This is a genomic window from Bradyrhizobium centrosematis (assembly GCF_045571495.1).
Taxonomy (GTDB): Bacteria; Pseudomonadota; Alphaproteobacteria; order Rhizobiales; family Xanthobacteraceae; genus Bradyrhizobium; species Bradyrhizobium centrosematis.
Genome location: NZ_CP120703.1, coordinates 7,086,516 through 7,110,561, shown reverse-complemented (window position 1 = coordinate 7,110,561; position 24,046 = coordinate 7,086,516). Strand labels below are relative to the sequence as shown.

At 64.7% G+C, this 24,046-nt stretch carries 22 protein-coding genes; 14 read left to right on the top strand and 8 right to left on the bottom strand.

The window, feature by feature from the left end:
* Positions 1 to 83 precede the first annotated feature (83 nt).
* Complete coding sequence (locus P6U31_RS33485) at positions 84 to 1,661, bottom strand: cation:proton antiporter (RefSeq protein ID WP_407185873.1); 1,578 nt, start codon at positions 1,659 to 1,661, stop codon at positions 84 to 86.
* 106 nt (positions 1,662 to 1,767) lie between these two features.
* On the opposite strand from P6U31_RS33485, the gene P6U31_RS33480 reads away from it, so the two are divergent.
* The 5 genes from P6U31_RS33480 (at position 1,768) to P6U31_RS33460 (ending at position 7,720) form a co-directional block, all read left to right on the top strand.
* The gene (locus tag P6U31_RS33480) at positions 1,768 to 2,532 is read left to right on the top strand and encodes a tetratricopeptide repeat protein (protein WP_407185872.1); all 765 of its coding nucleotides are present in this window, start codon (positions 1,768 to 1,770) and stop codon (positions 2,530 to 2,532) included.
* 119 nt (positions 2,533 to 2,651) lie between these two features.
* Positions 2,652 to 4,034: a tetratricopeptide repeat protein gene (locus P6U31_RS33475; RefSeq protein ID WP_407185871.1), complete on the top strand. Its 1,383-nt coding sequence runs from the start codon at positions 2,652 to 2,654 to the stop codon at positions 4,032 to 4,034.
* A gap of 372 nt (positions 4,035 to 4,406) precedes the next feature.
* Positions 4,407 to 6,317 (top strand): propionyl-CoA synthetase, encoded by a 1,911-nt coding sequence (locus tag P6U31_RS33470; RefSeq protein WP_407185870.1) that lies wholly within the window; start codon positions 4,407 to 4,409, stop codon positions 6,315 to 6,317.
* A 181-nt stretch (positions 6,318 to 6,498) separates the two neighbouring features.
* Positions 6,499 to 6,765: a hypothetical protein gene (locus P6U31_RS33465; RefSeq protein WP_407185869.1), complete on the top strand. Its 267-nt coding sequence runs from the start codon at positions 6,499 to 6,501 to the stop codon at positions 6,763 to 6,765.
* A gap of 226 nt (positions 6,766 to 6,991) precedes the next feature.
* On the top strand, positions 6,992 to 7,720 hold the full coding sequence (locus tag P6U31_RS33460) for an OmpW/AlkL family protein (protein ID WP_407185868.1): 729 nt from the start codon (positions 6,992 to 6,994) through the stop codon (positions 7,718 to 7,720).
* Positions 7,721 to 7,822: 102 nt separating this feature from the next.
* Here P6U31_RS33460 and P6U31_RS33455 read toward each other — a convergent pair whose 3' ends face one another.
* Positions 7,823 to 8,518 carry a DUF1013 domain-containing protein gene (locus P6U31_RS33455; protein ID WP_164937984.1) on the bottom strand — a complete coding sequence of 232 codons (696 nt, stop codon included), beginning with the start codon at positions 8,516 to 8,518 and terminating at the stop codon, positions 7,823 to 7,825.
* 265 nt (positions 8,519 to 8,783) lie between these two features.
* Between P6U31_RS33455 and ispH the strand changes: the two genes are divergently transcribed.
* Genes ispH through rnhA form a run of 3 tightly spaced genes read left to right on the top strand, consistent with a single transcriptional unit; the run spans position 8,784 to position 11,203 of the window.
* Entirely contained in the window at positions 8,784 to 9,752 is a 969-nt protein-coding gene (gene ispH / locus P6U31_RS33450; RefSeq protein ID WP_407185867.1) for a 4-hydroxy-3-methylbut-2-enyl diphosphate reductase, read from the top strand.
* A 6-nt stretch (positions 9,753 to 9,758) separates the two neighbouring features.
* On the top strand, positions 9,759 to 10,742 hold the full coding sequence (locus P6U31_RS33445) for a homoserine kinase (RefSeq protein WP_407185866.1): 984 nt from the start codon (positions 9,759 to 9,761) through the stop codon (positions 10,740 to 10,742).
* Complete coding sequence (gene rnhA, locus P6U31_RS33440; protein WP_407185865.1) at positions 10,739 to 11,203, top strand: ribonuclease HI; 465 nt, start codon at positions 10,739 to 10,741, stop codon at positions 11,201 to 11,203. Before P6U31_RS33445 ends, rnhA begins: the two co-directional genes overlap by 4 nt.
* A gap of 139 nt (positions 11,204 to 11,342) precedes the next feature.
* On the opposite strand, the gene P6U31_RS33435 is transcribed toward rnhA, so the two are convergent.
* The 6 genes from P6U31_RS33435 to P6U31_RS33410 form a co-directional block, all read right to left on the bottom strand.
* Positions 11,343 to 11,828 (bottom strand): peroxiredoxin, encoded by a 486-nt coding sequence (locus tag P6U31_RS33435; protein ID WP_407185864.1) that lies wholly within the window; start codon positions 11,826 to 11,828, stop codon positions 11,343 to 11,345.
* 120 nt (positions 11,829 to 11,948) lie between these two features.
* A complete protein-coding gene (locus P6U31_RS33430; protein ID WP_407185863.1) occupies positions 11,949 to 12,503 on the bottom strand; it encodes a DUF924 family protein in 555 nt (184 codons plus the stop codon).
* A 15-nt stretch (positions 12,504 to 12,518) separates the two neighbouring features.
* Positions 12,519 to 14,204, bottom strand: a complete 1,686-nt coding sequence (locus P6U31_RS33425) for a long-chain fatty acid--CoA ligase (protein ID WP_407185862.1) — start codon at positions 14,202 to 14,204, stop codon at positions 12,519 to 12,521.
* A 188-nt stretch (positions 14,205 to 14,392) separates the two neighbouring features.
* Complete coding sequence (locus P6U31_RS33420; protein ID WP_407185861.1) at positions 14,393 to 15,880, bottom strand: D-alanyl-D-alanine carboxypeptidase family protein; 1,488 nt, start codon at positions 15,878 to 15,880, stop codon at positions 14,393 to 14,395.
* A 188-nt stretch (positions 15,881 to 16,068) separates the two neighbouring features.
* Complete coding sequence (locus P6U31_RS33415; protein WP_407185860.1) at positions 16,069 to 17,877, bottom strand: glucan ABC transporter ATP-binding protein/ permease; 1,809 nt, start codon at positions 17,875 to 17,877, stop codon at positions 16,069 to 16,071.
* Between the two features lie 85 nt (positions 17,878 to 17,962).
* Positions 17,963 to 19,015 (bottom strand): ABC transporter substrate-binding protein, encoded by a 1,053-nt coding sequence (locus tag P6U31_RS33410; RefSeq protein ID WP_407185859.1) that lies wholly within the window; start codon positions 19,013 to 19,015, stop codon positions 17,963 to 17,965.
* A gap of 229 nt (positions 19,016 to 19,244) precedes the next feature.
* Between P6U31_RS33410 and P6U31_RS33405 the strand changes: the two genes are divergently transcribed.
* From P6U31_RS33405 to P6U31_RS33380, 6 genes are all read left to right on the top strand, one after another.
* Positions 19,245 to 19,613: a hypothetical protein gene (locus P6U31_RS33405; protein ID WP_407185858.1), complete on the top strand. Its 369-nt coding sequence runs from the start codon at positions 19,245 to 19,247 to the stop codon at positions 19,611 to 19,613.
* A gap of 126 nt (positions 19,614 to 19,739) precedes the next feature.
* A complete protein-coding gene (gene hisE / locus P6U31_RS33400) occupies positions 19,740 to 20,144 on the top strand; it encodes a phosphoribosyl-ATP diphosphatase (protein WP_407185857.1) in 405 nt (134 codons plus the stop codon).
* A 46-nt stretch (positions 20,145 to 20,190) separates the two neighbouring features.
* Positions 20,191 to 20,793, top strand: coding sequence for a YqaA family protein (locus P6U31_RS33395; RefSeq protein WP_208764398.1), 603 nt, complete (start codon positions 20,191 to 20,193; stop codon positions 20,791 to 20,793).
* A 46-nt stretch (positions 20,794 to 20,839) separates the two neighbouring features.
* The gene (locus tag P6U31_RS33390; RefSeq protein ID WP_407185856.1) at positions 20,840 to 21,373 is read left to right on the top strand and encodes a hypothetical protein; all 534 of its coding nucleotides are present in this window, start codon (positions 20,840 to 20,842) and stop codon (positions 21,371 to 21,373) included.
* Positions 21,374 to 21,403: 30 nt separating this feature from the next.
* On the top strand, positions 21,404 to 22,804 hold the full coding sequence (locus tag P6U31_RS33385; protein ID WP_407185855.1) for an aspartate ammonia-lyase: 1,401 nt from the start codon (positions 21,404 to 21,406) through the stop codon (positions 22,802 to 22,804).
* A 265-nt stretch (positions 22,805 to 23,069) separates the two neighbouring features.
* The gene (locus P6U31_RS33380) at positions 23,070 to 24,038 is read left to right on the top strand and encodes an NAD(P)H-dependent flavin oxidoreductase (RefSeq protein WP_407185854.1); all 969 of its coding nucleotides are present in this window, start codon (positions 23,070 to 23,072) and stop codon (positions 24,036 to 24,038) included.
* Positions 24,039 to 24,046: the final 8 nt, after the last annotated feature.

Sequence of the window (24,046 nt, the reverse complement as noted above, 5' to 3'; positions counted from 1 at the left end):
TTGGTTCAAACTACGGGACGCTATGTGTGACTTGGCGCACGTTGCTTGACGCCAGAACCCGCCGTCGTCCCGGACCGTGGAGTTTACCCGCCCGCGCTCAATTCCGCGCGATCGAGCTCCTCCTCGATCCGGTGGAAGGCGTCGTCGCCGATCACCTCGGTGGCGCGAAGGTCGAAGATCGATTTGCGCGCGGCCGCGATGGCGCGGCGGCGCAAGGGATCGGCGGGCAGCTCGCCATTGGCGACGCCGCCGTTGGGATCGCTCTCGGCCTGCATCAAGATAGCGCGGTATTCGAGCCGCAGGATCTCCGCCTCCTCCGATGGATCGCTCTCGATCGCATCGAGCGCGGCGCGATACGCGACGGCGCGCGCACGCGCGACCTCGGTACCGACGGGATCGTCATCCTTGAGGCCGAACGCCAGGATCAGCGGCCGCAGCGTCAGGCCCTGGATCACCAGCGATCCCAGCACCACTGCAAAGGCGATGAAGACGATGAAGTCGCGATGGGGAAAATTCTCCGGCAGCGCGAAGGCGGTGGCGAGCGTGACGAGGCCCCGCATGCCGCACCAGGAGATGATGAGGCCGCCCTCGGGCGAGGCGACGGCCTTGGGGTCCTTGGGATGATAGATCCCCTGTGCGACCAGCACACGCAAGGTCGTGCGATAGAACGTCACCCAGCCGAGGCGCACCAGGATCACGGTCAGCAGGATCCAGGCCGCGGCCACGCAATATTCCCAGCGCACGTCCGCATCCAGCCGCGTCCAGATCGGCCGCATCTGCATGCCGATCAGCATGAAGGCGAGTACGTTGAGCACGAATACCGTAGTCTCCCAGACCGCATAGGACGGTACCCGCAGCCGCGCCGGCATGCGCTCGCCTGCGGTGCGCGCGAGGGTGATGGCGTAGACCACGATGGTGAGGATGCCGGAGAGGCCGAGATGCTCGGCGCCGATCCAGATCATGAAGGTGGTGGCGAATTGCACGATGATGGCGCTCGGCGCCTCGGTCACCCGATCCATGAACAGCGGGATGATGCGGCCCGCGAGCAGGCCGGCGATGACGCTGCCGACCAGTGCCAGCGCCATGGTCGGCGCGACCTGGCTCCATGTCAGATGCTCGGCGGCGACCGCGCCGACCGCGATGCGGTAGATCAGAAGCGCGCTCGCATCGTTGAGCAGGCTTTCGCCCTCCAGCACCTTCACCATGCGGTAGGGTAGTTTCACCTGGCTCAGGATCGCGACCGCGGCGGCCGCATCTGGCGGCGCCACGATGGCGCCGAGCGCAACCGCGGCGGCCCAGGGCATGTCAGGCACCAGCCGGTGCGCGACGAAGGCGACGCCGGCCGTGGTCAGGCCGACCGCGGCGACGACCAGGGTCGAGACCGGAACCCAATTGTTGCGCAGATCGCGCAGCGAGGTGTCGAACGCGGCATCGAGCAGGACCGGTGCGACAAAAAGGGCCAGGGCCAGGTCGGGCTGCAGCGTCCAGGACGGACTGGACGGCACGAAGGCGATCAGTGCGCCGCCGATGGCGAGAAAGGTCGGGTAGGGGACCTTGATCCGCCGCGCCAGCGCCGATAATCCAACGGCGCCGAGTAGAAGCGCGATGATCCATTCGAATGTCGACACGATGATCCCCGAAACCGATATGGGTGGCGCCACAAGCTAGCACCAATCCGGCCGCATCATGGCTAGCACGGCCTCGAAGCGAGCCTTAAACGCAAGACTAAAGGCGAGACCGAAAACAAGATTTCCGACTGCAACGAGCATGCGTTTTCGAAAACTCATTCAATCGTCAGGCGCCATATTGCTGAGCGCGCTCCCGCTCGCCGCCGCCGAGGCTGCGACCGGCGGCGAGCCGGCTGCGGTGATCCAGGTCGATGTCGCGCCATGCCTCGCGGCGACCGCGGCCGACGACATCGACAAGGCCGCGACGGCTTGCGCCGCCGTAATCGACAACGAGAAGACAGCGAAGGGGGATCTGATCAAGGCGCTGATCGCGCGCGCGGCGCTCTATGCGCGGCATGACCAGGTCGACCGCGCCATTGCCGACGACAGCCGCGTGCTGCTGCTCGACCCCACGCTTGCCGACATCTTCAATGCCCGCGGCGAGCTCTGGCTCAAGAAGGGCGACAAGCCCAAGGCGGTGCAGGATTTCGGCGCAGCCCTGAAGATCGATCCGAACCACGAGAAGGCCAAGGCCAATCACAGGGCGATGGCGCGCGAGCTCGAGCGGATCGGCGCGCAGATGGCCGTCGCCGGAAAGCCCAGCTTCAATTGCACGCGTGCGCGCCGCGCGGTGGAAAAGGCGATCTGCGCCAATCGCGAGCTCGCCGATCTCGATCGCGAGATCTACGGATCGCATCTGCGCGTCATCCGCGAGGCCCAAAGCCCAGCGGAAGCACGCAAGATCCAGCGCGAGCAGGACGATTTCATCGCGCACAGGAACGCCGGATACGGCCGGCCGGGCTATGATCTGAAGAAGGCGATGCAGGACCGGCTGCAGCAGATCAACGGGGTGGATGGGTACTGAGGCCCTTCGCTTTAAGGAGGCGTCAGGCCCAGCCATGACGGCGTGGACAGATGTGGTTTGAACCCGGCCCCGGCCCACCGCGACAACGGGAAGAACCCGATGTCACGGAGCCCAAAGTCATGTGCGGCATGCATGTTTCCGCGCAAGCGTCCCCATTCTCCCTGCGCGCGTTTCTCCTCGGCACGGCGATGAGCCTTGCGCTCGTTGTCCCGGCCTCGGCTGCCGCCGATTGTGTCGCCGGCAGCACGGCTGCCCCGGCCGAGCTGATCCCGGCCTGCACTGTCATCATCGACCAGACCGCCAATTCCCCGTCCGAACGCGCTGCGGCCCTGCTGGCGCGCGCCGACGCCAATGCCCGGACGTCGGGCGGCCTCACGCAGGCCTTGCGAGACATCGACCGCGCCATTGCGCTCGACGGCAGGAATGCGAAGGCCTGGCGCCTGCGCGGCGACCTGCTGCGCGAAGCCGGCGGCGATCTCAATCGCGCCGCGGCCGACCTCGGCAAAGCCATCGAGCTCGATCCGGCGGATGCCGAGGCCTACGAGCTGCGCGGCGTCGTCTACACCAATCAGCGCCGGCTCGACCGCGCGCTCGCCGACTACGACCAGGCGATCAAGCTGAAGCCGGACAATGCACAGGCCTGGTCCGACCGCGGCGTCGCGCATTACCTCGGCGGTGACAACGAAAAGGCGATCACAAATTTCGACGAAGCCTTGCGGCTCGACCCGAACCGGGCGCGCACCTACACCAATCGCGGTGCGGCCTTTAAGAAGCTCGGCCAGCTCGACAAGGCGGTCGCCGATGACAGCGAGGCGATCAGGCTCGATCCCAAGGTGCCAGAATATTACGACAACCGCGGCCTCGCCTATGCTGCGATGGGCGAGTACGACAAGGCTATTGCCGATTACGATCTGGCGATCCGACGGGAGCCGCGCGCCAACTTCCTGACCAACCGCGGCGATTCCTATCAGTTCAAGGGCGAGCTCGGAGCGGCGCTGAGCGACTACGAGGCCGCGCTGAAGCTCGATCCGACCTTTGCGAAGACCTACAACAACCGCGCCGTGCTCTACAAGAAGATGGGCGAGCGCGCGAAGGCCCTGGCGGACTACGAGATGGCGCTGAAGCTCGACCCCGGCAACGAGAACGCAGCGAATGGCCGCCGCACTGTGATCGCCGAGATCGCGAAATTCGGCGCGGCGTCCCCCGGCCCGATGCATGCGCGATCGTCGGATGATCGCGGTCCGTCATTCGATTGCGCCGCCGCAAAGCGCGAGGTCGAGAAGGTGATCTGCGCCGATCCGCAGCTCGGCGCGCTCGACCGCCAGATCGCTGAGGCTTATGAGCGTGTGCTGAGATCCGCGAGCAGACGCGCGGCGGATGGCCTGCGCAAGTCCCAGCGCGATTTCCTCACGACGCGCGATGCCAGTTTCCGCCGCCCCGGCTACGACCTGAAGAAGGTCATGCAGGATCGCCTGCAGCGGCTGAATGCGATGGAGAGCTAGGTTCTGTCACGCGCACACTGCGTTCCCTCCCCTTGTGGGTAGGGCAATCGCATATGAGATTGATGTCACGTGCGGCATCCTGAGGGCCCGCCAAGGGCGGGCGTCTCGAAGGGTGCGCCACAGGTAACCGCACTCATATGCGATAGCCCTGCCACAAGGGGGAAAGCCCACCTATGTTGCGGTGCTGGTCTGCCCCGATCTCCAATGCTCGCTGAGCGCTCTCGACGGGACCCCTTCTTTTCGGCTTGAACCGCGGCCCGTTCCCGGGAAAATAGCCCGCAACCAAGGCCGGCATTGATCCTGGTCATGGCGGGACGCCCGTCCTGCCATGAGGCTCAAAGCTAGGCGAATAAAGGGAACGGGAGCGCGGGAATGAACGTCGACGGTAAAAGTCGTTATCACGAGGTCCATGCGCGTTCGCTCGCCGACCCCGAAGGCTTCTGGGCCGAAGCCGCGAAAGAGATCGACTGGATCGAGCCGCCGAAAAAGATCTTCGACCCCTCGCAAGGAACCTACGGCCGCTGGTTTACCGGCGGCGTCGTCAACACCTGCTACAACGCGCTCGACCGCCATGTCGAAGGCGGGCGCGCCGACCAGGTCGCCCTGATTCATGATTCGCCGCTGACGGGCAGCATCACCAGGCTGACCTATGCCGAGCTGCTGAGCGAGGTGCAGGCGCTTGCCGCCATCATGCAGGATTTCGGTGTCGCCAAGGGCGATCGGGTCATCCTCTATATGCCGATGGTACCGGAGGCTGTGGTCGCGATGCTCGCCTGCGCGCGGATCGGTGCGGTGCACTCCGTGGTGTTCGGCGGATTTGCCGCGAAGGAGCTCGCCACCCGCATCGACGACGCGCAGCCGAAACTCATTCTCTCCGCAAGCTGCGGCATCGAGCCCGGCCGCATCGTGCAGTACAAGCCATTGCTCGACGAGGCGATCAAGCTTGCCGGCAGCAAGCCGAAGGCCTGCATCGTGCTGCAGCGTCCGCAGCTCACTTGCGACCTGACCCCGGGCCGGGACTACGATTGGGCCAGCCTGCGCCGCAAGGCGCTGAACGACGGCAAGAAGGCGCCTTGCGCGCCCGTTGCAGCGACCGATCCGCTCTACATTCTCTACACCTCGGGCACCACGGGCATCCCGAAGGGCGTCGTGCGCGACAATGGCGGCCATCTCGTTGCGGTGAAATGGTCGATGTTCAACCTCTATGGCGTCAGGCCGGGCGAGGTGTGGTGGTGCGGCTCCGACATCGGCTGGGTGGTCGGCCACAGCTACATCGTCTACGGCCCGCTGCTGCACGGGGCGACCACGATCATGTACGAGGGCAAGCCGGTCGGCACGCCCGACGCCGGCGCGTTCTGGCGCGTGATCTCCGAGCACAAGGCGGTGGCGTTCTTCACCGCGCCGACCGCGTTCCGCGCGATCCGAAAGGAGGATCCGGAAGGAAAGTTCATCCGGCAATACGACCTGTCGAAATTCCGCACGCTGTTCCTCGCCGGCGAGCGGGCCGATCCGCCGACGGTCGAATGGGCGGAAGCGCAGCTCAAGGTGCCGGTGATCGACCATTGGTGGCAGACCGAGACCGGCTGGTGCATCGCCGGCAATCCGGTCGGGCTCGGCATGCTGCCGGTGAAGCATGGCTCGCCGACGGTGCCGATGCCGGGCTACCAGGTCGATGTGGTCGACGAGGCGGCGAAGCCGGTGGGACCCAACACCATGGGCTCGATCGTCATCAAGCTGCCGATGCCGCCGGGCTGCCTGCCGACGCTGTGGAATCAGGATGCGCGCTTCAAGGAAGCCTATTTGAGCGAATTCCCCGGCTATTACAAAACCTCGGACGCCGGCTACAAGGACGAGGACGGCTATGTCTTCGTCATGGGCCGCACCGACGACATCATCAACGTCGCCGGCCACCGGCTCTCCACCGGCGGCATGGAGGAGATCCTGGCCTCGCATCCCGATGTCGCCGAATGTGCCGTGCTCGGCGTCAAGGACGCGATCAAAGGCGAGGTGCCCTGCGGTTTCCTGGTGCTCAAGGCCGGCGTGAAACGCGCCCCCGCCGAGATCGAGAAGGAGATCGTCGCACTGGTGCGCGACAAGCTCGGCCCGGTCGCCGCCTTCAAGCTCGCGATCACCGTCGGCCGCCTGCCCAAGACGCGCTCCGGAAAGATCCTGCGCGGCACCATCAAGAAGATCGCCGACGGCGAGTCCTGGACCATGCCGGCGACGATCGAGGATCCCAAGGCGCTCGACGAGATCGGGGAGGCGCTGAAGGGGCGGGTGTGAGCAGCTCTCTGTCGTGCCCGGGCTTGTCGTCTTCGCATGGCTTCACCGGCCGCAAACCGAATGCCCGGCATAGCCTTGGCGGCGCCGGGACCCGGGCATCCATCAATGGGCAAGCAACTGCCTTGATTTCGATGGATTGCCGGGGCAAGCCCGGCAATGACGAATGGGACAGGACCAGCCAATGTCAGCCAAGCTCGCGCAGTACGGGGCCATCTCCCTGCTCGCCATCGCTCTCTCCGCCTGCTCCGCGCGCTACCAGAATCCGGTGGCGGCGGGCGGCGACGATGACGACGCCGTCTGCCAGAGCCGGGGCTATGCCCAGGGCTCGCCGGAATATGTGGCCTGCCGCAAGGACCGCGACGTCCAGCGCAATGCCGCGACCGCGCGCGCCGACCGCCGCCAGCGCGATCTCGGCGAATACATGCTGAACCATCCCGAGCGGCCGTAGCCATCTGGGCACGTGAACGTAATAGACTGAAGCGGCTCGCCATGCTCAGCGGCTATCACCACGCCAGTGGCTCGCAGTGTCGTTGACCGTTGCAGATATGCAACGCCGTGGCTGAATTGCGACGCATCAGTCCGGATTTGATGCAGGTCAAATCCGAGAGCGCCCCCTTTCTGCTGTGACATCTGTGATCGCGCAACGGAGCGCGCATGGCTGTAAGGGGAATTCAATGCGAAGGACTATTCGGAATGCCGCACGGCTGGTGGTGCTCGCCACCGCGTTCGGTGGGGCGCTCGCATCGGCGCAAGCTGCGGATCTGCCGATCTATACCAAGGCACCGCCGGCGGCGGAGGCGTGGAATCCTTGGATGATCCGTCTGCGCGTCCTTGGCGTGTTGCCGGACGGCGGTGGCAGCTCGGTCAATGTCGCGGGTGTGCCTGCGCTGTCGTCGCCGAATTCGGGCCTTCACATCAGCAACCAGGTCGTTCCCGAACTCGACATCTCTTATTTCTTCACGCAGAACATCGCCGCTGAGTTGATCCTCGGCGTCACGCGGCATCACCTCACCGGATCGGGCACGCTGCAGGGGCTTGATATCGGCAAGACCACGCTGCTGCCGCCGACGCTGACCCTGCAATACCACTTCACCAATTTCGGCGCGTTCAAGCCCTATATCGGTGCCGGCGTCAACTATACGGTGTTCTTCAACAACTCGGCATCCAACGTTCCGTTCGGGGGGCTCGCCGTCACCAACCTGCACGTCAGCAACCAGTGGGGCGGTGCCGTGCAGTTCGGTTTCGACTACATGCTCAACAAGCATTGGGGTCTCAACGTCGACGTGAAGAAGCTGTGGCTGCAGCCAAATTACTCGGCGATGGTCAACGGCGCGATTCCGGTCACAGGCACCGCGCATATCGATCCGTGGCTGGTCGGCGCGGGTGTGACGTACAAGTTCTGAGGCGTTGCGGCGTCGGTCCCGACGGCCGGATGCTCAAAAGACAAATACGCGGCAGGTTTCCCTGCCGCGTTTTTTGCATTCGATCGAAACGAGAGTGGAGCCTTACTCTTCCTCGTCTTCGTGCTTCTTGCCGCCGAGCGTTTTCAGCTTGGCGAACACCGCGTCGACATTGAGGTCGTCGCTCGACTTCTCGGCGGGCTCGTATTCGTCCTTGCGGGTGGTCTCGGAGGCCGGCAGCAGCGTGGCGCCGCCATAGGCTGCGTCGATCGGCTTTTCCTTGGCGGCGCGCTGCACCTCGAAATCGAGCTCGATCTGGGAGCAGAGGCCGAGGGTGACGGGATCGATCGGGGTGAGCTGGGACGTGTTCCAGTGGGTACGATCGCGCACGCTGGCGATGGTGCTCTTGGTGGTGCCGACCAGGCGCATGATCTGCGCGTCCTTCAGCTCCGGATGGCTGCGCAGCAGCCAGAGGATGGCGCTCGGGCGCTCATGACGGCGCGACACCGGGGTGTAGCGCGGGCCCTTGCGCTTGGGCTGCGGCGGCAGCACCACCTTGCTCTCCTGCAGGCGCAGCCGATAATCCGGGTTCTTCTCGCCCTTCTCGATCTCCTCGCGGGTGAGCTGGCCGTTGGAGAGGGGATCCATGCCCTTGATGCCCTGGGCCGCGTCGCCATCGGCGATCGCGCGCACCTCGAGGGGGTGCATCTTGGTGAAATCGGCGACCTGGTCGAAGGTCAGCGCGGTGTTGTCGAGCAGCCAGACGGCGGTCGCCTTGGGCATCAGAGGTGCGTTGCTCATGGCAAATCTCCTTTGTGCTTCGCCCACCCCTCTGGAGGCGAAACCGGTGGTCATCAGCGATGACAGGGAATTCGCGCTATATAAGCCCGGAGGGGGTAGCCACGCAATGGTTCTGCTATAGATAGTGCCTTGACAGCGCCCGAAAGGGGGCCCAATTCCCTTGGAAATCGCGGTATAGTTCAAGCCGACCGTTTTAAGCCCCATTCCAGCCATCGACCGCCCCCGCCAGAAGGCGAAACGGGTGATTCGGTCACGAGATCGCTCAATGTCAGCCAAACCAGACCTCAAGATCGTGCTTTGTTCTCCTCGCGGCTTCTGTGCCGGGGTGGTCCGGGCGATCGATACCGTGGAACGAGCGCTCGATAAGTACGGCGCCCCCGTCTATGTTCGCCATGAGATTGTGCACAACAAATACGTCGTCGATGGGTTGAAAAAGAAGGGCGCCATTTTCGTCGAGGAGCTCGCCGAGATCCCCGAGAATACCTCGGCGCCGGTGGTGTTCTCGGCTCATGGCGTGCCGAAATCGGTTCCGGCCGACGCCCAGTCCCGCAACCTGTTCTCGCTGGATGCGACCTGCCCGCTGGTGACCAAGGTGCATCGCGAGGCCGCGATCCACTTCAAGCGTGGCCGCGAGATCTTCCTGATCGGCCACTCCCATCATCCCGAGGTGGTCGGCACGCTCGGCCAGCTTCCCGCCGGCGCCGTGACCCTGATCGAGACCGCCGAGGACGCCAAGACCATCTCCCCGAAGGACCCCAACAACCTCGCCTTCGTGACCCAGACCACGCTCTCGATCGACGACACCGCGGAGATCGTGGCGCTCCTGAAGGAGCGCTTCCCCAACATCAACGGCCCGCACAAGGAAGACATCTGCTACGCCACCACCAACCGCCAGCTTGCGGTGAAGAAGGTGGCGCCGGTGGTGGACGCGCTGATCGTGGTCGGTGCGCCGAACTCCTCGAACTCGCAGCGCCTGCGCGAGGTCGCCGAGCGCGAGGGCTGCAAGATCGCGGTGCTGGCGCAGCGCGCCGCCGATCTCGATTGGGGTAAGTTCGGCAACATCACTAGCCTCGGCATCACCGCCGGTGCGTCGGCCCCGGAAGTGATCGTCGAGGAGATCATGGACGCCTTCGCCGAGCGCTACACACTGCATGTGGAGACGGTCTCGGCCGCGGAAGAGAACGAGTTCTTCCCGCTGCCGCGTCAGGTGCGTCCCGAAGCTGCCGCCGAGTAGACCTATATGGCGGTCTACACCGATGTTGCCGCCGACGAGCTTGCGGATTTCCTGAGGCAATATGATCTCGGCGAACTGCTCTCCTACAAGGGCATCGCCGAGGGCGTCGAGAACACCAACTTCCTGCTGCATACCAGCCAGGGGTCGTTCATCCTCACGCTTTACGAGAAGCGCGTGGCGAAGAACGACTTGCCGTTCTTCCTCGCGCTGATGACGCATCTGGCCGAGCACGGAATCAACTGCCCGCTGCCGGTGAAGGGAAGAGACGGCGAGGCGCTGCGCGAGCTGTCGGGGCGGCCTGCGGCGATCATCACCTTTCTCGAAGGCATGTGGCCGCGCAAGCCGAACGTGGCGCATTGCGCCGGAGTCGGTGCGGCGCTGGCGAAGATGCATCTGGCGGGCGCGAACTTCCCGATCAAGCGTGCCAATGCGCTGTCGGTCGCGGGCTGGCGGCCGCTGTTCGATGCGGCCTCGCACCGTGCCGACGAGGTGCAGCCGGGCCTGCGCGCGTTCCTGGAGGCCGAGCTCGACCATCTCTCGAGCGGGATCTGGCCAAACAATCTGCCGGAGGGCGTGATCCACGCCGACCTCTTCAACGACAACGTCTTCTTCCTCGGCGACCAGCTCTCCGGGATCATCGACTTCACCTTCGCCTGTAACGACATGCTGGCCTATGACGTCGCGATCTGCCTCAACGCCTGGTGCTTCGAGCCGGATCACTCCTTCAACGTCACCAAGGCGCGTGCCTTCCTCAACGCCTATGGCCGGGTGCGCAAGCTCTCCGAAGCCGAAGAGGCCGCGCTGCCGCTGCTGGCGCGGGGCGCTGCGATCCGCTTCCTGCTGACGCGGCTGGTCGACTGGCTCAACGTGCCGCCGGGCGCGCTGGTCAAGCCGAAGGATCCGCTCGAATATGTCCGCAAGCTGCGCTTCCACCAGAGCGTGACGAGCGTGCGCGATTATGGGCTGATGCCGTCGGGGCTGGTGGCGTGAGCGAGCGTCCCAATGTCACGATCTACACCGACGGCGCCTGCTCGGGGAATCCCGGGCCGGGCGGCTGGGGTGCAATCCTGAGATTCGGCGACAAGGAAAAAGAGCTGAGCGGCGGCGAGCGCCACACCACCAACAATCAGATGGAGCTGATGGCGGCGATCTCGGCGCTCGAAGCGCTGAAGAAGCCGTGCACCGTCGATCTCTACACCGACAGCCAATACGTCCGGCAGGGCATCACGGGCTGGATCTTCGGCTGGAAGCGGAACGGCTGGCGCACCGCCGACAAGAAGCCGGTGAAGAACGTCGAGCTATGGCAGCGCCTGGATGCCGCGCTGAAGCAGCACGAGGTCCGCTGGCACTGGGTCAAGGGCCATGCCGGCCACCCCGAGAACGAGCGCGCCGATCAGCTGGCGCGCGACGGCATCGTGAAGGCAAGGCTGCAGCAGCGGGTCAGGGAGTAGGGGGGCAAACGCTCCCTTCGACCCTCATGGCCGGGCTTGACCCGGCCATCCACGTCTTTTCGCACATGACGTGAGGAACGTGGATGCCCGGGACAAGCCCGGGCATGACGTGGTCCTTGGAAAGAAATGCCCCTAAAGCTCAGAGCTGCCCGAGCAGCGTATCGCCGCCGGAGACCTCGACCTTGCCGGGCATTGCCTCGAGGTTGAGCTTCTTGACCACGCCGTCCTCCACCAGCATCGAATAGCGCTTCGAGCGAATGCCGAGGCCGTTGGCGGAGGCGTCCAGCTCCATGCCGATCGCCTTGGTGAAGTCGGCATTGCCGTCGGCGAGGAAGATCGCCTCGTCGCGCTGGTCGGTATCGCGCTTCCAGGCGTTCATGACGAAGGCGTCGTTGACGGAGACGATGGCGATGGTGTCGACGCCCTTGTCCTTCATGGCATAGGCGTTGAGGAAGATGCTCGGCAGATGCATCTTGTGGCAGGTGCCGGTGTAGGCGCCGGGCACCGCGAACAGTGCCACCTTCTTGCCCTTGAAGATGTCGTCGGTGGTCTTCACCTGCGGGCCGTCCGCCGTCATCACGCGGAATTTCGCCTCGGGCAGCTTGTCGCCAATCTGGATCGCCATCGTCGTTCTCCCTGAAGATCGATCCTGCCTTTTAGACCGTGCGGCGGGCCTGCACAATATTGCCGGCGGGCGAAGCGGCGAGAGCCTGAAGCTCCCGCCGGGCCCTTCACCATCATGTCATCAACCGGAGAAGCCGCCATTGTCGAGAAAGTCCTGCTCTTCCGCCGTAGTGTCGCGGCCGAGGAGGCGGTTGCGGTGGGGAAACCGGCCGAACCGCTGGATGATCTCGGCGTGCATCCTCGCATATTTCAGGTTCTTGGCATTCTCGGTGTTCTGAAACAGCGCGACGCAATGCAGCTGGTCGGGCAGATGCTCCGAATGCATGAAAGGCAAATAGAGGAATTCGAGCAGGAGCGGGTCGACCCTGCGATCGACTCCGCGGTCGATGGCGCGGCGGGCGGCGTCGCGCGCCAGGCCGTCGCTGGCAAAGGTCTGGGAGGTGCCGCGGAACATGTTGCGGGGAAATTGGTCGAGCACGATCACCAGCGCGAGCGCGCCGTCGTCGCTGTCTTCCCACGATGCCAGTCCGCCGGCGGCCGCCTCCTGCCAGAGTGGAAGAAAGCGGCGCCTCACCTCCGCGTCGAAGGCGTCGTCATGCGCGTACCAGCGCTCGCTGCCGGCCTCGCGCCAGAAGGCGAGAACGTCTGACGGCGCGATGTTGCTGCCGGCTTTCATCAACCGGCGAGGCGCTTACGCGGCCTCCGCGTTCTTCTCGTCGCGCAGCTGCCGACGCAGGATCTTGCCGACATTGGTCTTGGGCAGGTCGTTGCGGAATTCGATGTGCTTGGGCACCTTGTAGCCGGTCAGTTGCTCGTGACAGAATTTGATCACGGCCTCGGCGGTGAGGTTCTGATCCTTCTTCACCACGAAAGCCTTCACGGCTTCGCCCGACTTCGAATCAGGGATGCCGATCACGGCGCATTCGAGCACCCCCGGATGGCTCGCGATCACTTCCTCGACCTCGTTCGGATAGACGTTGAAGCCGGAGACCAAGATCATGTCCTTCTTGCGGTCGACGATCTTGGTGTAGCCCTTCTCGTCCATCACGCCGATGTCGCCGGTGCGGAAAAAGCCGTCCGCGGTCATCACCTTGGCGGTCTCCTCCGGCCTGTTCCAGTAGCCCGACATCACTTGCGGCCCCTTCGCGCAGATCTCGCCGGTGTGGCCGAGCGGGACTTCGTTGCCGTCGTCGTCGCGGATCGAGATGTAGGTCGACGGCACCGGGATGCCGATCGTGCCCGTGAACTCGGTCGCGGTTGCCGGATTGCAGGTCAGCGTCGGCGAAGTCTCCGACAGGCCGTAACCCTCGGCGATGAAGCAGCCGGTGATCGCTTTCCATTGATCGGCCACGGGGCGCTGCACCGCCATGCCGCCGCCGTTGGAGATCTTCAGCTTGGAGAAGTCGAGCTTCTTGAAATCGGGATGGTGCATCAAGCCGTTGTAGAGCGTGTTCACAGCCGGGAAGCTGTTGACCTGGTACTTCGCCAGCTCCTTGATGAAGCCGGGAATGTCGCGCGGGTTGGGGATCAGGAGATTGCAGCCGCCGGCGCGCACCGCGAGCAGGTAGCAGGCCGTCAGCGCGAAGATGTGATAGAGCGGCAGCGCGCAGACGATCATGAGCTGGTCGACATGCGGCGGCGCGGCCAGCGCCGGCTGCAGCCAGGCGTCGTTCTGCAACACGTTGGCGACGATGTTGCGGTGGAGCAGGGTGGCGCCCTTGGAGACGCCGGTGGTGCCGCCGGTATATTGCAGGAAGGCGACGTCGCCCGGCGAAAGCTTCGGCTTGTTGAAGGTCATGCCGCGGCCGGCCGACAATGCGTCGTTGAAGGAGACCGAACCCGGCAGCGACCACGCCGGTACCATCTTCTTGACGCGGCGGACGACGAGATTGACGATCACGCCCTTGAAGCCGAGCAGGTCGCCCATGCTGGCGACGATGACGTGCTTCACCTGCGTCTTCGCGATCACCTGCTCGACGGTGTGGGCGAAATTCTCCAGCACGATGATGGCTTCAGCGCCGGAATCCTTGAGCTGGTGCTCGAGCTCGCGCGGCGTGTAGAGCGGATTGACGTTGACCACCGCGAATCCGGCGCGCAGCACCGCGGCGGTCGCAACCGGATATTGCAGCACGTTCGGCATCATGATGGCGACGCGGGCACCGCGCTGCAGCCCGCGGCCCTGCAAATAGGCGGCGAGCGCGACCGACATCTGGTCGAGGTCGCGGTAACTGATCGACTTGTCCATGCAGATGAACGCCTTGCGGTCGGCGAACTTGGTGAAGCTCTCCTCCAGGAGGTCGACCAGCGATGCGTATTGGGTCGGCTCGATATCGGCGGGCACGCCGGGCGGATATTGCTTGAGCCAGATGCGCTCCATGGAAAACTCCCCTCATCTACCAGAGCCCGTTGTGTCTCGGGCTTGCCTCATTGCCGCCAGTATCGAGCCTGCCGGAACGGGTGGCAAGCCGTCGAGGCTTAAGGCAAAGGTCGGGGAGTAGCTACTGGAATCCTCGCAAACGGCGCTGCCGCGGGTGCGAAGCGCCGGCCGTCGCGGCGAGGCCGCCGTTAACTGTTGTTGGCCGGCTTGGCGGCGGGCTTGGTCGCGGATTTGGGCTTGGCGGGCTTCTGATCGCCGGCTGCCACCGGCTTCTCGGCGGGCTTTGCCGCCGCATCGTGCTTGGCGGCAGCATGCTTGGGCGCCGCAGGTTTCGCCGCGGTTTTCGCCTCGTTCTTGCCGTCGCTCTTGGCCTCCGCCGGCTTGGCAGCAGGTTTCGCCGCCGCCGTCTTGGTGTCCTTGCTGGCGTCCTTCCCCGTGTCTTTGGGCTTGTCGGCCGCATCGGGCTTCTTGGCCACGCGCGACTTCTTGCCACGTGGCTTGGATGCGGCCTGCTGGTCGGCATCGGCCGCGACCGCCGCGATCAGGGCGGTGCCGCTGCGAGTCGGGCCGGTATAGACCAGCACGGGCTCGGTCGGCGCCGGCGCCGAGGCCATCAGCTCGGATGCCTTCATCAGCGGCGGCTGGAGGCCCGCAGTGAAGAACGTCACCTGGGCTTCGCCGCCGGTCGCCGAGGCCGATCCCGATGTGCCGCCATTGGCCGCAATCAGCGCATCGTCGTCGTCGCTGGCCGGCCGCTTGCGATGGGCGCCGCACATCTCGTCGCGCAGGTTCGGCGGCGAGGCGTCGACCGGCACGAGGTTGTCGACCGTGCCGAGCGAGGGGCGCAGCCAGGTGAGATTGTCTTGAGCGAAGCCGCGCTCCAGCAGCTGCGCCGCCTTCACCGCGCGCGCGGTGCCGGAATTGGCGCCCAGCACCACCGCGATCAGCCGGCGGCCGTTGCGCGTCGCCGAGGCGACGAGATTGTAGCCGGAGGCGCAGATGAAGCCGGTCTTGAAACCGTCAGCGCCGGGATAACGGCCGATCAGCTTGTTGAAATTGCCGGTGACGCGCTTGCCGAAGCGGATCGCCGGGATGTGCACGAAATATTCGTATTCCGGCAGGTCGCGCAGGAAAGAGCGCGCCAGGATGCCGAGGTCTCGCGCCGACGTGATCTGGCCGTCGGCGGGCAGGCCGTTCGGATTGACGTAGCTGGTCTGCGTCATGCCGAGCTTCTTCGCGGTGTCGTTCATCATCGCGGAGAAGCCGTCGATCGAACCGCCGACGCCTTCGGCGAGCACCACGGCCATGTCGTTCGCCGACTTGACCATCATCATCTTCAGGGCGTTGTCGACGGTGAGCTGCGTCCCTGGACGGAACCCCATCTTCGAGGGCGATTGCGAGGCTGCCGTCGGCGAGACCGTGAGCAGCGTGTCGAGCGTCAGCCGGCCATCCTTGACCGCCTTCAGCGTCACATAGGCGGTCATGATCTTGGTGACGGAGGCCGGATACCAGGGAATGGTCGCGTTTTCCGCCTGCAGCACCTTGCCGCTGTCGGCCTCGATCAGCAGCAGCGCCTCGGCGCTCGCCGCGCGCGGCGCAAGCAGCGCGGCACATGCGAGGCTCGCGGCGAACAGGTTGAACAGGGACTTGCGAAGCAGCGGGCGTAGGGCGTGCACTATCCGATTCCGGTCCTTGGAGGCTCGCCGATCCCGGCGGCTCTCATGATCTGATTGTCGGTTCTGAAATCCAGCGCCGCCGCTTGCGGCGTCGCAAACCTATACCGGCTGGTGCGTCGAGCATAGGGGGCCAGGCGCGGTATTCCGCAATGAAATAGGCCGAATTTCGACGGCGCTGTGAGGACTTGCTACGGGGACTTGGCCGCCGTCGCGGCAGCCTCGGACGCCGCCACACTGGCCCGCGTGCTTGCTTGGGCGGTTTCATGGACCATGAACTGCGCCCTGGCGAGTTCGGCAAAATGGCCGCCTTTGGCCACGAGTTCGTCGAAAGTTCCGCTTTCGATCACGCGCCCGTTCTCGAACACCAGGATCCGCGTGGCGTTGCGGATCGTGGAGAGGCGGTGGGCGATCACGAAAGTGGTGCGGCCCTTCATCACTTCATCGAGAGCGGCATTCACCTTGGCCTCGGTGACGGCGTCGAGCGCGCTGGTGGCTTCGTCCAGGATCAGGATCGGCGGGTCCTTCAGCAGCGCGCGGGCGATCGACAGGCGCTGCCTCTCGCCGCCGGACAGCATGCGGCCGCGTTCGCCGGCATTGGTCTCGAAGCCGCCGCTGCGCTCGATGAATTCGAGCGCCTGCGCCCGCTCCGCCGCCTGGCGCATCTCGGGCTCGGTCGCATCCGGCTTGCCGACGCGCAAATTCTCTGCGATCGAACGGTTGAACAGCAGCGCTTCCTGGAACACGACGCCGATGTTCCGCCGCAGCGAGGTCAGCGTCACCCCGCGCACGTCCATGCCGTCGATCTTGATGACGCCGGATTGCGGATCGAAAGCGCGGTGCAGAAGCGCGATCGCGGTCGACTTGCCGGCGCCGGTCGGACCGACCAGCGCGATGGTCTGGCCGGGCAGCGCGGTGAAGGTGAGATCCTCGATCGCCGGCCGCTTGCCGTCATAGGAGAAGGTAACATCGTTGAATTCGACGAGGCCCGACAGCCTGCCGGCGTCGATCGCGTCGGGCCGGTCGTGCACCGCGGGCACGGCGTCGAGCACGTTGAAGAACTCGCGCAGGCGCGGCGCTTCCATGAAGACGTTGTTGATGAAGCTCACGACCTGCTCGAGCTTCTGGATCAAGAGCGTGGCAAAGCTCACGAACATCACGATCTCGCCGACCGAGGTGAGGCCCTGGTCGTGCAGGGCGATGCCGAGCGTGAAGATCGCCAGCACCGTGATGGTGGTGGATGCGCGGGTGATGACGGTGACCAGCGCCCACCACGACAGCACCGGCATCTGCGCGGCGAGCAGCTCGTCGGCGACCGAGCGCAGTCCCTTCACCTCGGATTCGACGCGGACGAAGCTCTGCACCAGCGCGACGTTGCCGAGCGCATCGGAGGCACGGGCGGAAAGCTCGCTGTAATGCTCCTCGACCTCCATCTGCATGCCGAAGGTCCTGCGCACCACGAAGGTCGTCAGTGCGGTGAAGACGATGCAGAGCACGAACAGGAGGATCGCGAGCCGCCAGTTCAGATAGAGCGACAGCGGCAGCAGCACCGCGACCGAGAGGATCGCGGCGAAATGCTCGCGGAAGAAGCCGAGCCAGAGCCGCCACAGGGCATCGGTGCCGTTGAGCATCACCTTCATCAGGCGGCCCGAATGGGTGCCGGAGTGGAAGGTCAGCGGCAGTTGCAGGATGTGCTCGAAATAGCTCGTCAGCACCGCCTGGCGCTGGCGATGCGAGAGCCGGTCGGCTTGCAGGGCCACGAGCGCGCTGCACAGGATGGTGAAGAGCCCGAACGCGACCCAGGCCGCCAGGAACGGCCAGGCCGAGTTGGAGCCGGCTACCGTCTTGCCCGAGAGCACGTCGACGATCCGGCCGAACAGCACGGGTTCGGCGAATTGCGAGCCTGCCAGCAGCAGATTGGCCACCGCAAGCAGCCAGCCCAGCCGCGCTTCCTTGCCGAGCAGTTCGAGAACGCGGGTATAGAGGCGGAGGATGGACATACGGGCGACGAACTCGAGCGGATGACGGAGCCCGCATTCTAAGCAGGGATCGCGCGCGAGATATAGCGGAAGCTGTCAGTTTTTCTCAGTTGATCAGCCGCCCCGCGACCGGCGGCAGGAACTGGTCGTCGAAGATATCGCTTGCCGCTGGCCGCTTGCGGAATTTGTAGTCCTGCGCGATCTGGTCGATCGAGCGCTCCAGGCGCAGTGGCTCGATACCGCCGAGACCGTTGCGCCTGACCTCGTCGGTGAGGATGTTGTCGGCGAGGACGGTGCGCACGCGTTCCAGCTCGAGCTCGCGGTCGCCGCCGTCGATGCGGCTCGCAACCTCGTCCGCCGCGCGCGCCGGCTCCTTGGCGGTCGCGGCGATGCCGGCGATCAAGGCGCGGAGGAAGCCCTTCACGGCGTCCGGCTTTGCTGCGGCGAAGGCGGCGTTCGCCACCACGGCGAAGCCATAGGCCTCGCAGCCATAGTCGGCATAACGCAGCACGACGAGGTCGGCGCCGGGTACACCGCGATCGCGCAGGTTGACCGCCGAAAGATAGCTGAAACCCGCGATGGCATCGACCTGTCCCGCGGACAGGATCGGCTCGCGTACCGCGGCGCTGATCTTGTGGAATTTGACACTCGCTGCCTTGATGCCGTTGTGCTGCGCCAGCGCCGGCCACAGCCGCGTCGACAGATCGCCGTCGGCGACGCCGACGGTCTTGCCGTCGAGATCGGGTAATGCGTGGATGCCGCGGCTCCTGCGCGCGATAATCGCGTAAGGGGCCCGGTCGAACAGCACGAACACCGCCTTGACTGGTGCCGCGTCCTCCTTGTCGCGAAACCGGATCAGCTCGTTGATGTCGACGAGCGCGAGCTCGCTGTCGCCCTTGGCGACGCGCGCGAGCGCTTCCGGCGATCCTGTTGCGCTGCTGAAGGTCACGTTGAGACGCTCGGCGCCGAACCTGCCGTCTTTCGCCGCAAGGAAGAATGGCGCCATGCTCGCATCGAGCGGGCGGTCGAAGGTGAAGTGGATCGCAATCGAGGGCGGCACGGCAGTCTCGGCCGCGCCGACATCGTGTGCAACGAGTGTTGCAAGCGAGATCGAGAGGGCCAGCAGGCAACGAAGCGCGATGATCTTGAATTCCGACATCAGTTGCGCCGGTCCCGCATTGTTATGATTTGGTGACGCTTGCAGCGCCGGCTGGCGATCAGCCTGTCCGCACCAACATGAACGGCGGATGAGCGGCGGTTGCGTCACGATTACGCAACCCCGTTCAGCTTGCGTTGGGGTTGGGGAACCCAACTTAGGCTATGCGGGTTTGAAAGGCATGAGCCTGTCCGCAGGCGTCCATTCCAGGTCCCAAAGGAGGGCCCAAGACATGTTCGAGCGATTCTCCAAATTTGTGGGCCGAAAGGCCGTTCTTGCTACTGCTGCGGCGCTGGCGTTGACCGCGGTTGCCCCGACCACTTCCTATGCGGGCGGCCGCCACTGGCACGGCGGCGGAGGCGGCGCGGCCGCTGCCGCGGCTTTCGCGGCCATCGGCACTGGCCTTGCCATTGCCGCGACGCGCGACGCCTACGCCTATGACTACGGTCCGGGCTACGGCTATTACGGCGGTCCTGCCTATTACAGCGGCCCGGCCTACGGTCCCTATTACGGCCCGGGCCCGAACTACCAGTATCAGCGCTATGGCGGCACGGCTCCGTCCGAATTCTGCGGCCAGGGTTATTACCAGAACTGCTACTAGTCCTATACTAGCCTTGGCAGCCGGGTTAACCGGGACAGGCCGTCGCGCTTGCCGCGCCGGCCTGTTTTTTGCTTTTATTGTAGCACGTTAACGCGCTCGACATTTATTTAGAGTAGTTTGACTATCATGAGTGATTCGCTTGAGCGGCTATATCTGGCTGTGCTCGCGGCCAGAGATCTTGATCCGGCAACATCGCGCACCGCCCGGCTGTTTCAGCGCGGGCCCTCGAAAATGGCAAAGAAGCTCGCCGAAGAGGCAATCGAGGTCGTGATCGATGCCGTCAATGGCGACACCGATGCCGTGATCCGGGAAAGCGCCGATCTCTTGTACAATCTCACCGTGCTGTGGGCCTCGGCCGGGGTGCGCCCCGAGGACGTCTGGCGCGAGATGACACGGCGGGAAGACATGCTCGGCATCGCCGAGAAGCTGCCGAAATCGTCGATGAAGCTGCCGAAGGTCGCGTCACCGCGCATGGCCGCGAGGCGGCCAATTGTCGCGCTCGAGGGCCGTACGGCGCGCAAGCGCCACTAAAGCGCGACGAAAACGTCACAAAACTCGCGATGGACAAATCCGCCCCATGGTGCTTCATCGCGGCGCTATGCTGAAACGTATCTACGACTGGTGCATCGACGCCGCCCACAAGCCCTACGCGCTCTGGATCATGGGCATCGTGTCTTTCGCCGAAAGCTCCTTCTTTCCGGTCCCGCCGGATGTCATGCTGATCCCGATGTCCCTGGCGCGCCCGCAGCGCGCCTGGCTTTATGCAGCCGTCTGTACCGTGACCTCGGTTCTCGGCGGGGTTCTCGGCTACGCCATCGGTGCGCTGCTCTATGACTCGCTCGGCCATTGGCTGATCCAGCTCTACGGGCTCGGCGATCAGGTCGACGGCTTCCGTGCCAAATACGCCGAATGGGGCGCGGTGATCATCCTGCTCAAGGGGCTGACTCCGATCCCGTACAAGCTCGTCACGATCACCTCGGGCTTTGCCGGCTACAATCTGCTTTTGTTCGTCCTGTTCTCAGTCGTTGCGCGAGGCGGACGCTTCTTCATCGTCGCGATCCTGCTCAACCGCTATGGCGACTGGATCCGCGTGAAGATCGAGAAGCATCTCGGTCTCGTGGTGGCGGTCGGTGCCGCGGCGCTGGTGCTCGGCTTCGTCATCGCCATCAAGCTGATGTAGCGTCAGCGGCTTTGCCGCCGGGCCGGCTTCGGCTACGGTTGCCGTCATGATGGTTCGATCCGGCAATCCCGCCCTGCGGCTCGGGACGCTGATGTCAGCAGTGCTGCTGATCCTGCTTGCCGGCGGGACGGCTTGGCCGCAATCCGTCCCGCCGGCGCTCGGCCTGCGGGAGCAGGGGGCGCAGGCCGCGCCGCCATCGACCCCCGCAGCTTCGGCGCCGCCGGCGGCAGTGGAAAATCCCGGGCTGATCAACGAAATGGGCAAGCTGTTCGACAAGCTGCCCTCGATCCTGCCGCCGATCAAAAGCCCCAGTGAAACCATGAACGACCTGTCGCGGCTGACCAAGCCCTCGACCATGGTCTCGGGCCGCATGGCCTGTCCGGCCTCGTCGAACGGCGCGCCCGATTGCAAGCAGGCCGCCGACCTCCTGTGCCAGAGCAAGGGTTACAAGGAAGGCAAGAGCCTCAATGCCGACTCCGCGGAAAAATGCTCGGCCAAGGTCCTGATCCCGGGCAGGCAACGCAAACCGGATGACTGCCGCACCGATACGTTCGTGACCAGCGCGCTGTGCCAGAATTGACGGACGTCGCGCGAGCAACAAGGAGTGCCCATGAGCCGTACGGAGCAGGACTTCCTCGGACAGCGTGAGATCGCCGACGACATCTATTACGGCGTCCAGACCATCCGGGGGAAGGAGAACTTCCACATCACCGGCATTCCGATGAGCCAGGAGCCTTACTTCGTGAAGGCGCTTGGTTACGTCAAGAAAGCCGCGGCCATGGCCAATCGCGACCTCGGGGCGATCGACGCCAAGGTCGCGGACGCGATCATCCTCGGCTGCGACCGCGTCATCGCCGGCGACATGATGGACCAGTTCGTCACCGACTTCATCCAGGGCGGCGCCGGCACATCGACCAACATGAACGCCAACGAGGTGATTGCGAACCTTGCGCTGGAATTGCTCGGCTTCGCCAAGGGCGACTATCAGCACGTCAGCCCGAACGATCACGTCAATTACGGCCAGTCGACCAACGACACCTATCCGACCGCGTTTCGGCTGGCGCTGATCCTGCGGCTCGAGAGCTACATGACTGCGCTGCGCCAGCTCCAGGAAGCCTTCTTCACCAAGGGCCGCGAGTTCGACCGCGTGCTGAAGATGGGACGCACGCACCTCCAGGACGCCGTGCCGATGTCGCTCGGCGCGGAATTCCGGGGCTGGGGCACCACGATCGGCGAGGAGGTCGATCGCATCTCGGAAGCACGCGCATTGCTGCGCGAGATCAATCTCGGCGCCACGGCGATCGGCACCTCCGTGACCGCGGCCGTCGGATATCCCAAGCTCGCGGTCCGGCACCTGAGCGCGCTGACCGGCGTCGACTTCATCCTCGCTGGCGACCTCGTCGAGGCGACCTCGGACACCGGCGCCTATGTGCAGCTCTCCGGCGTGCTGAAGCGCACCGCGAGCAAGCTGACCAAGATCTGCAACGACATCCGCCTGCTCGCCTCCGGCCCGCGCGCCGGCTTCAACGAGATCAACCTGCCGCAATTGCAGCCGGGCTCCTCGATCATGCCCGGCAAGGTCAATCCCGTCATCCCCGAGGTCGTCAACCAGACCAGCTTCCTCGTGATCGGGCTCGACACCACGGTGACGCTGGCGGCAAGCGCCGGTCAGCTCCAGCTCAACGTGATGGAGCCGGTGATCTCGTTCGCGCTGTTCTTCTCGATCCGCACCATGGAGCGCGCCGTCAACAGCCTGCGCGAGAACTGTGTCGTCGGCATTACCGCCAACGAGGAGCACACCCGCAATATGGTGCTGAACTCGCTCGGCATCGTCACCGTGCTGAAGCCGCTGCTCGGCTACAAGCAATGCGCCGAGATCGCGCGCGAAGGCTACAAGACCGGCAAGTCGCTGCACCAGATCGTGGTGGTCGAGCGCAAGTTGCTGACGCAGCAGAAGTGGGACGAGATGTTCTCGTTCGAGCGGCTGATCAACCCGGATTTGATTGGGTGATCGACCGTCACGGGCAGATCTCTCCTCGTCATTGCGAGGAGCTTTTGCGACGAAGCAATCCAGAATCTTTCCGCAGAGGAGCCTGGATTGCTTCGCTTCGCTCGCAATGACGGATGGGCAAGCCGCGGGGGCGAATTCCGCTGCTTGGAATTGCGGCAACAGCCTCTTCCGCGGCGGCCAAACGCAATACTTGACAGTGGAAAGATTGCCTTGTTGGTATGGTGCCCAACCTTCCATTGACCGGCCAACAGAGGATCGTTTCGCAATGTCCATGCCTGCCTTGTTCAAGGGGCGCCTGTCGATCCCCGTGATCGGCTCGCCGCTCTTCATCATCTCGGTGCCCGATCTCGTGATCGCGCAGTGCAAGGCGGGTGTGGTCGGCTCGTTTCCGGCGCTGAACGCGCGACCGCCGGAGCTGCTCGACGAATGGCTGGCCCGCATCACCGAGGAGCTCGCGGCGTATGACCGCGCCCATCCCGACAAGCCGTCGGCGCCGTTCGCGGTCAACCAGATCGTGCACAAGTCGAACAATCGGCTCGACCACGACATGCAGCTCTGCGCCAAGCACAAGGTGCCGATGATCATCTCCTCGCTTGGCGCGCGGGAGGAGCTGAACCAGGCCGTGCACGGCTGGGGCGGCATCGTCTTCCACGACGTGATCAACCAGAAATTTGCGCACAAGGCGATCGAGAAGGGCGCCGACGGTCTGATCCTGGTTGCGGCCGGCGCCGGCGGCCATGCCGGCACCATCTCGCCGCTCGCCTTCGTCGCCGAGACGCGCAAGTGGTTCGACGGCCCGATCGCGCTGTCGGGCGCGATCGGCAACGGCAAGGCGATCCGTGCCGCGCGCATCTTGGGAGCCGACTTCGCCTATATCGGCTCGGCCTTCATCGCGACGAAAGAGGCCAATGCGGTCGAACGCTACAAGGAGATGATCGCCGGCTCGAGCGCCGACGACATCGTCTATTCCAATCTCTTCACCGGCGTGCACGGCAATTATCTCAAGCCCTCGATCCTCGCCGCCGGCATGGATCCCGACAATCTGCCGACCTCAGATCCCTCCAAGATGAATTTCGGCACCGACGCTTCCGGCGAGCGCGCCAAGCCGAAGGCCTGGAAGGAAATCTGGGGCTCGGGTCAGGGCATCGGCAGCATCGACAAGGTCGTCCCTGCCGCCGAGCTGATCGCGCGCTTCAAGAAGGAATACGACGAAGCGATCGATCCGCCGCTGTGATCGTCCCG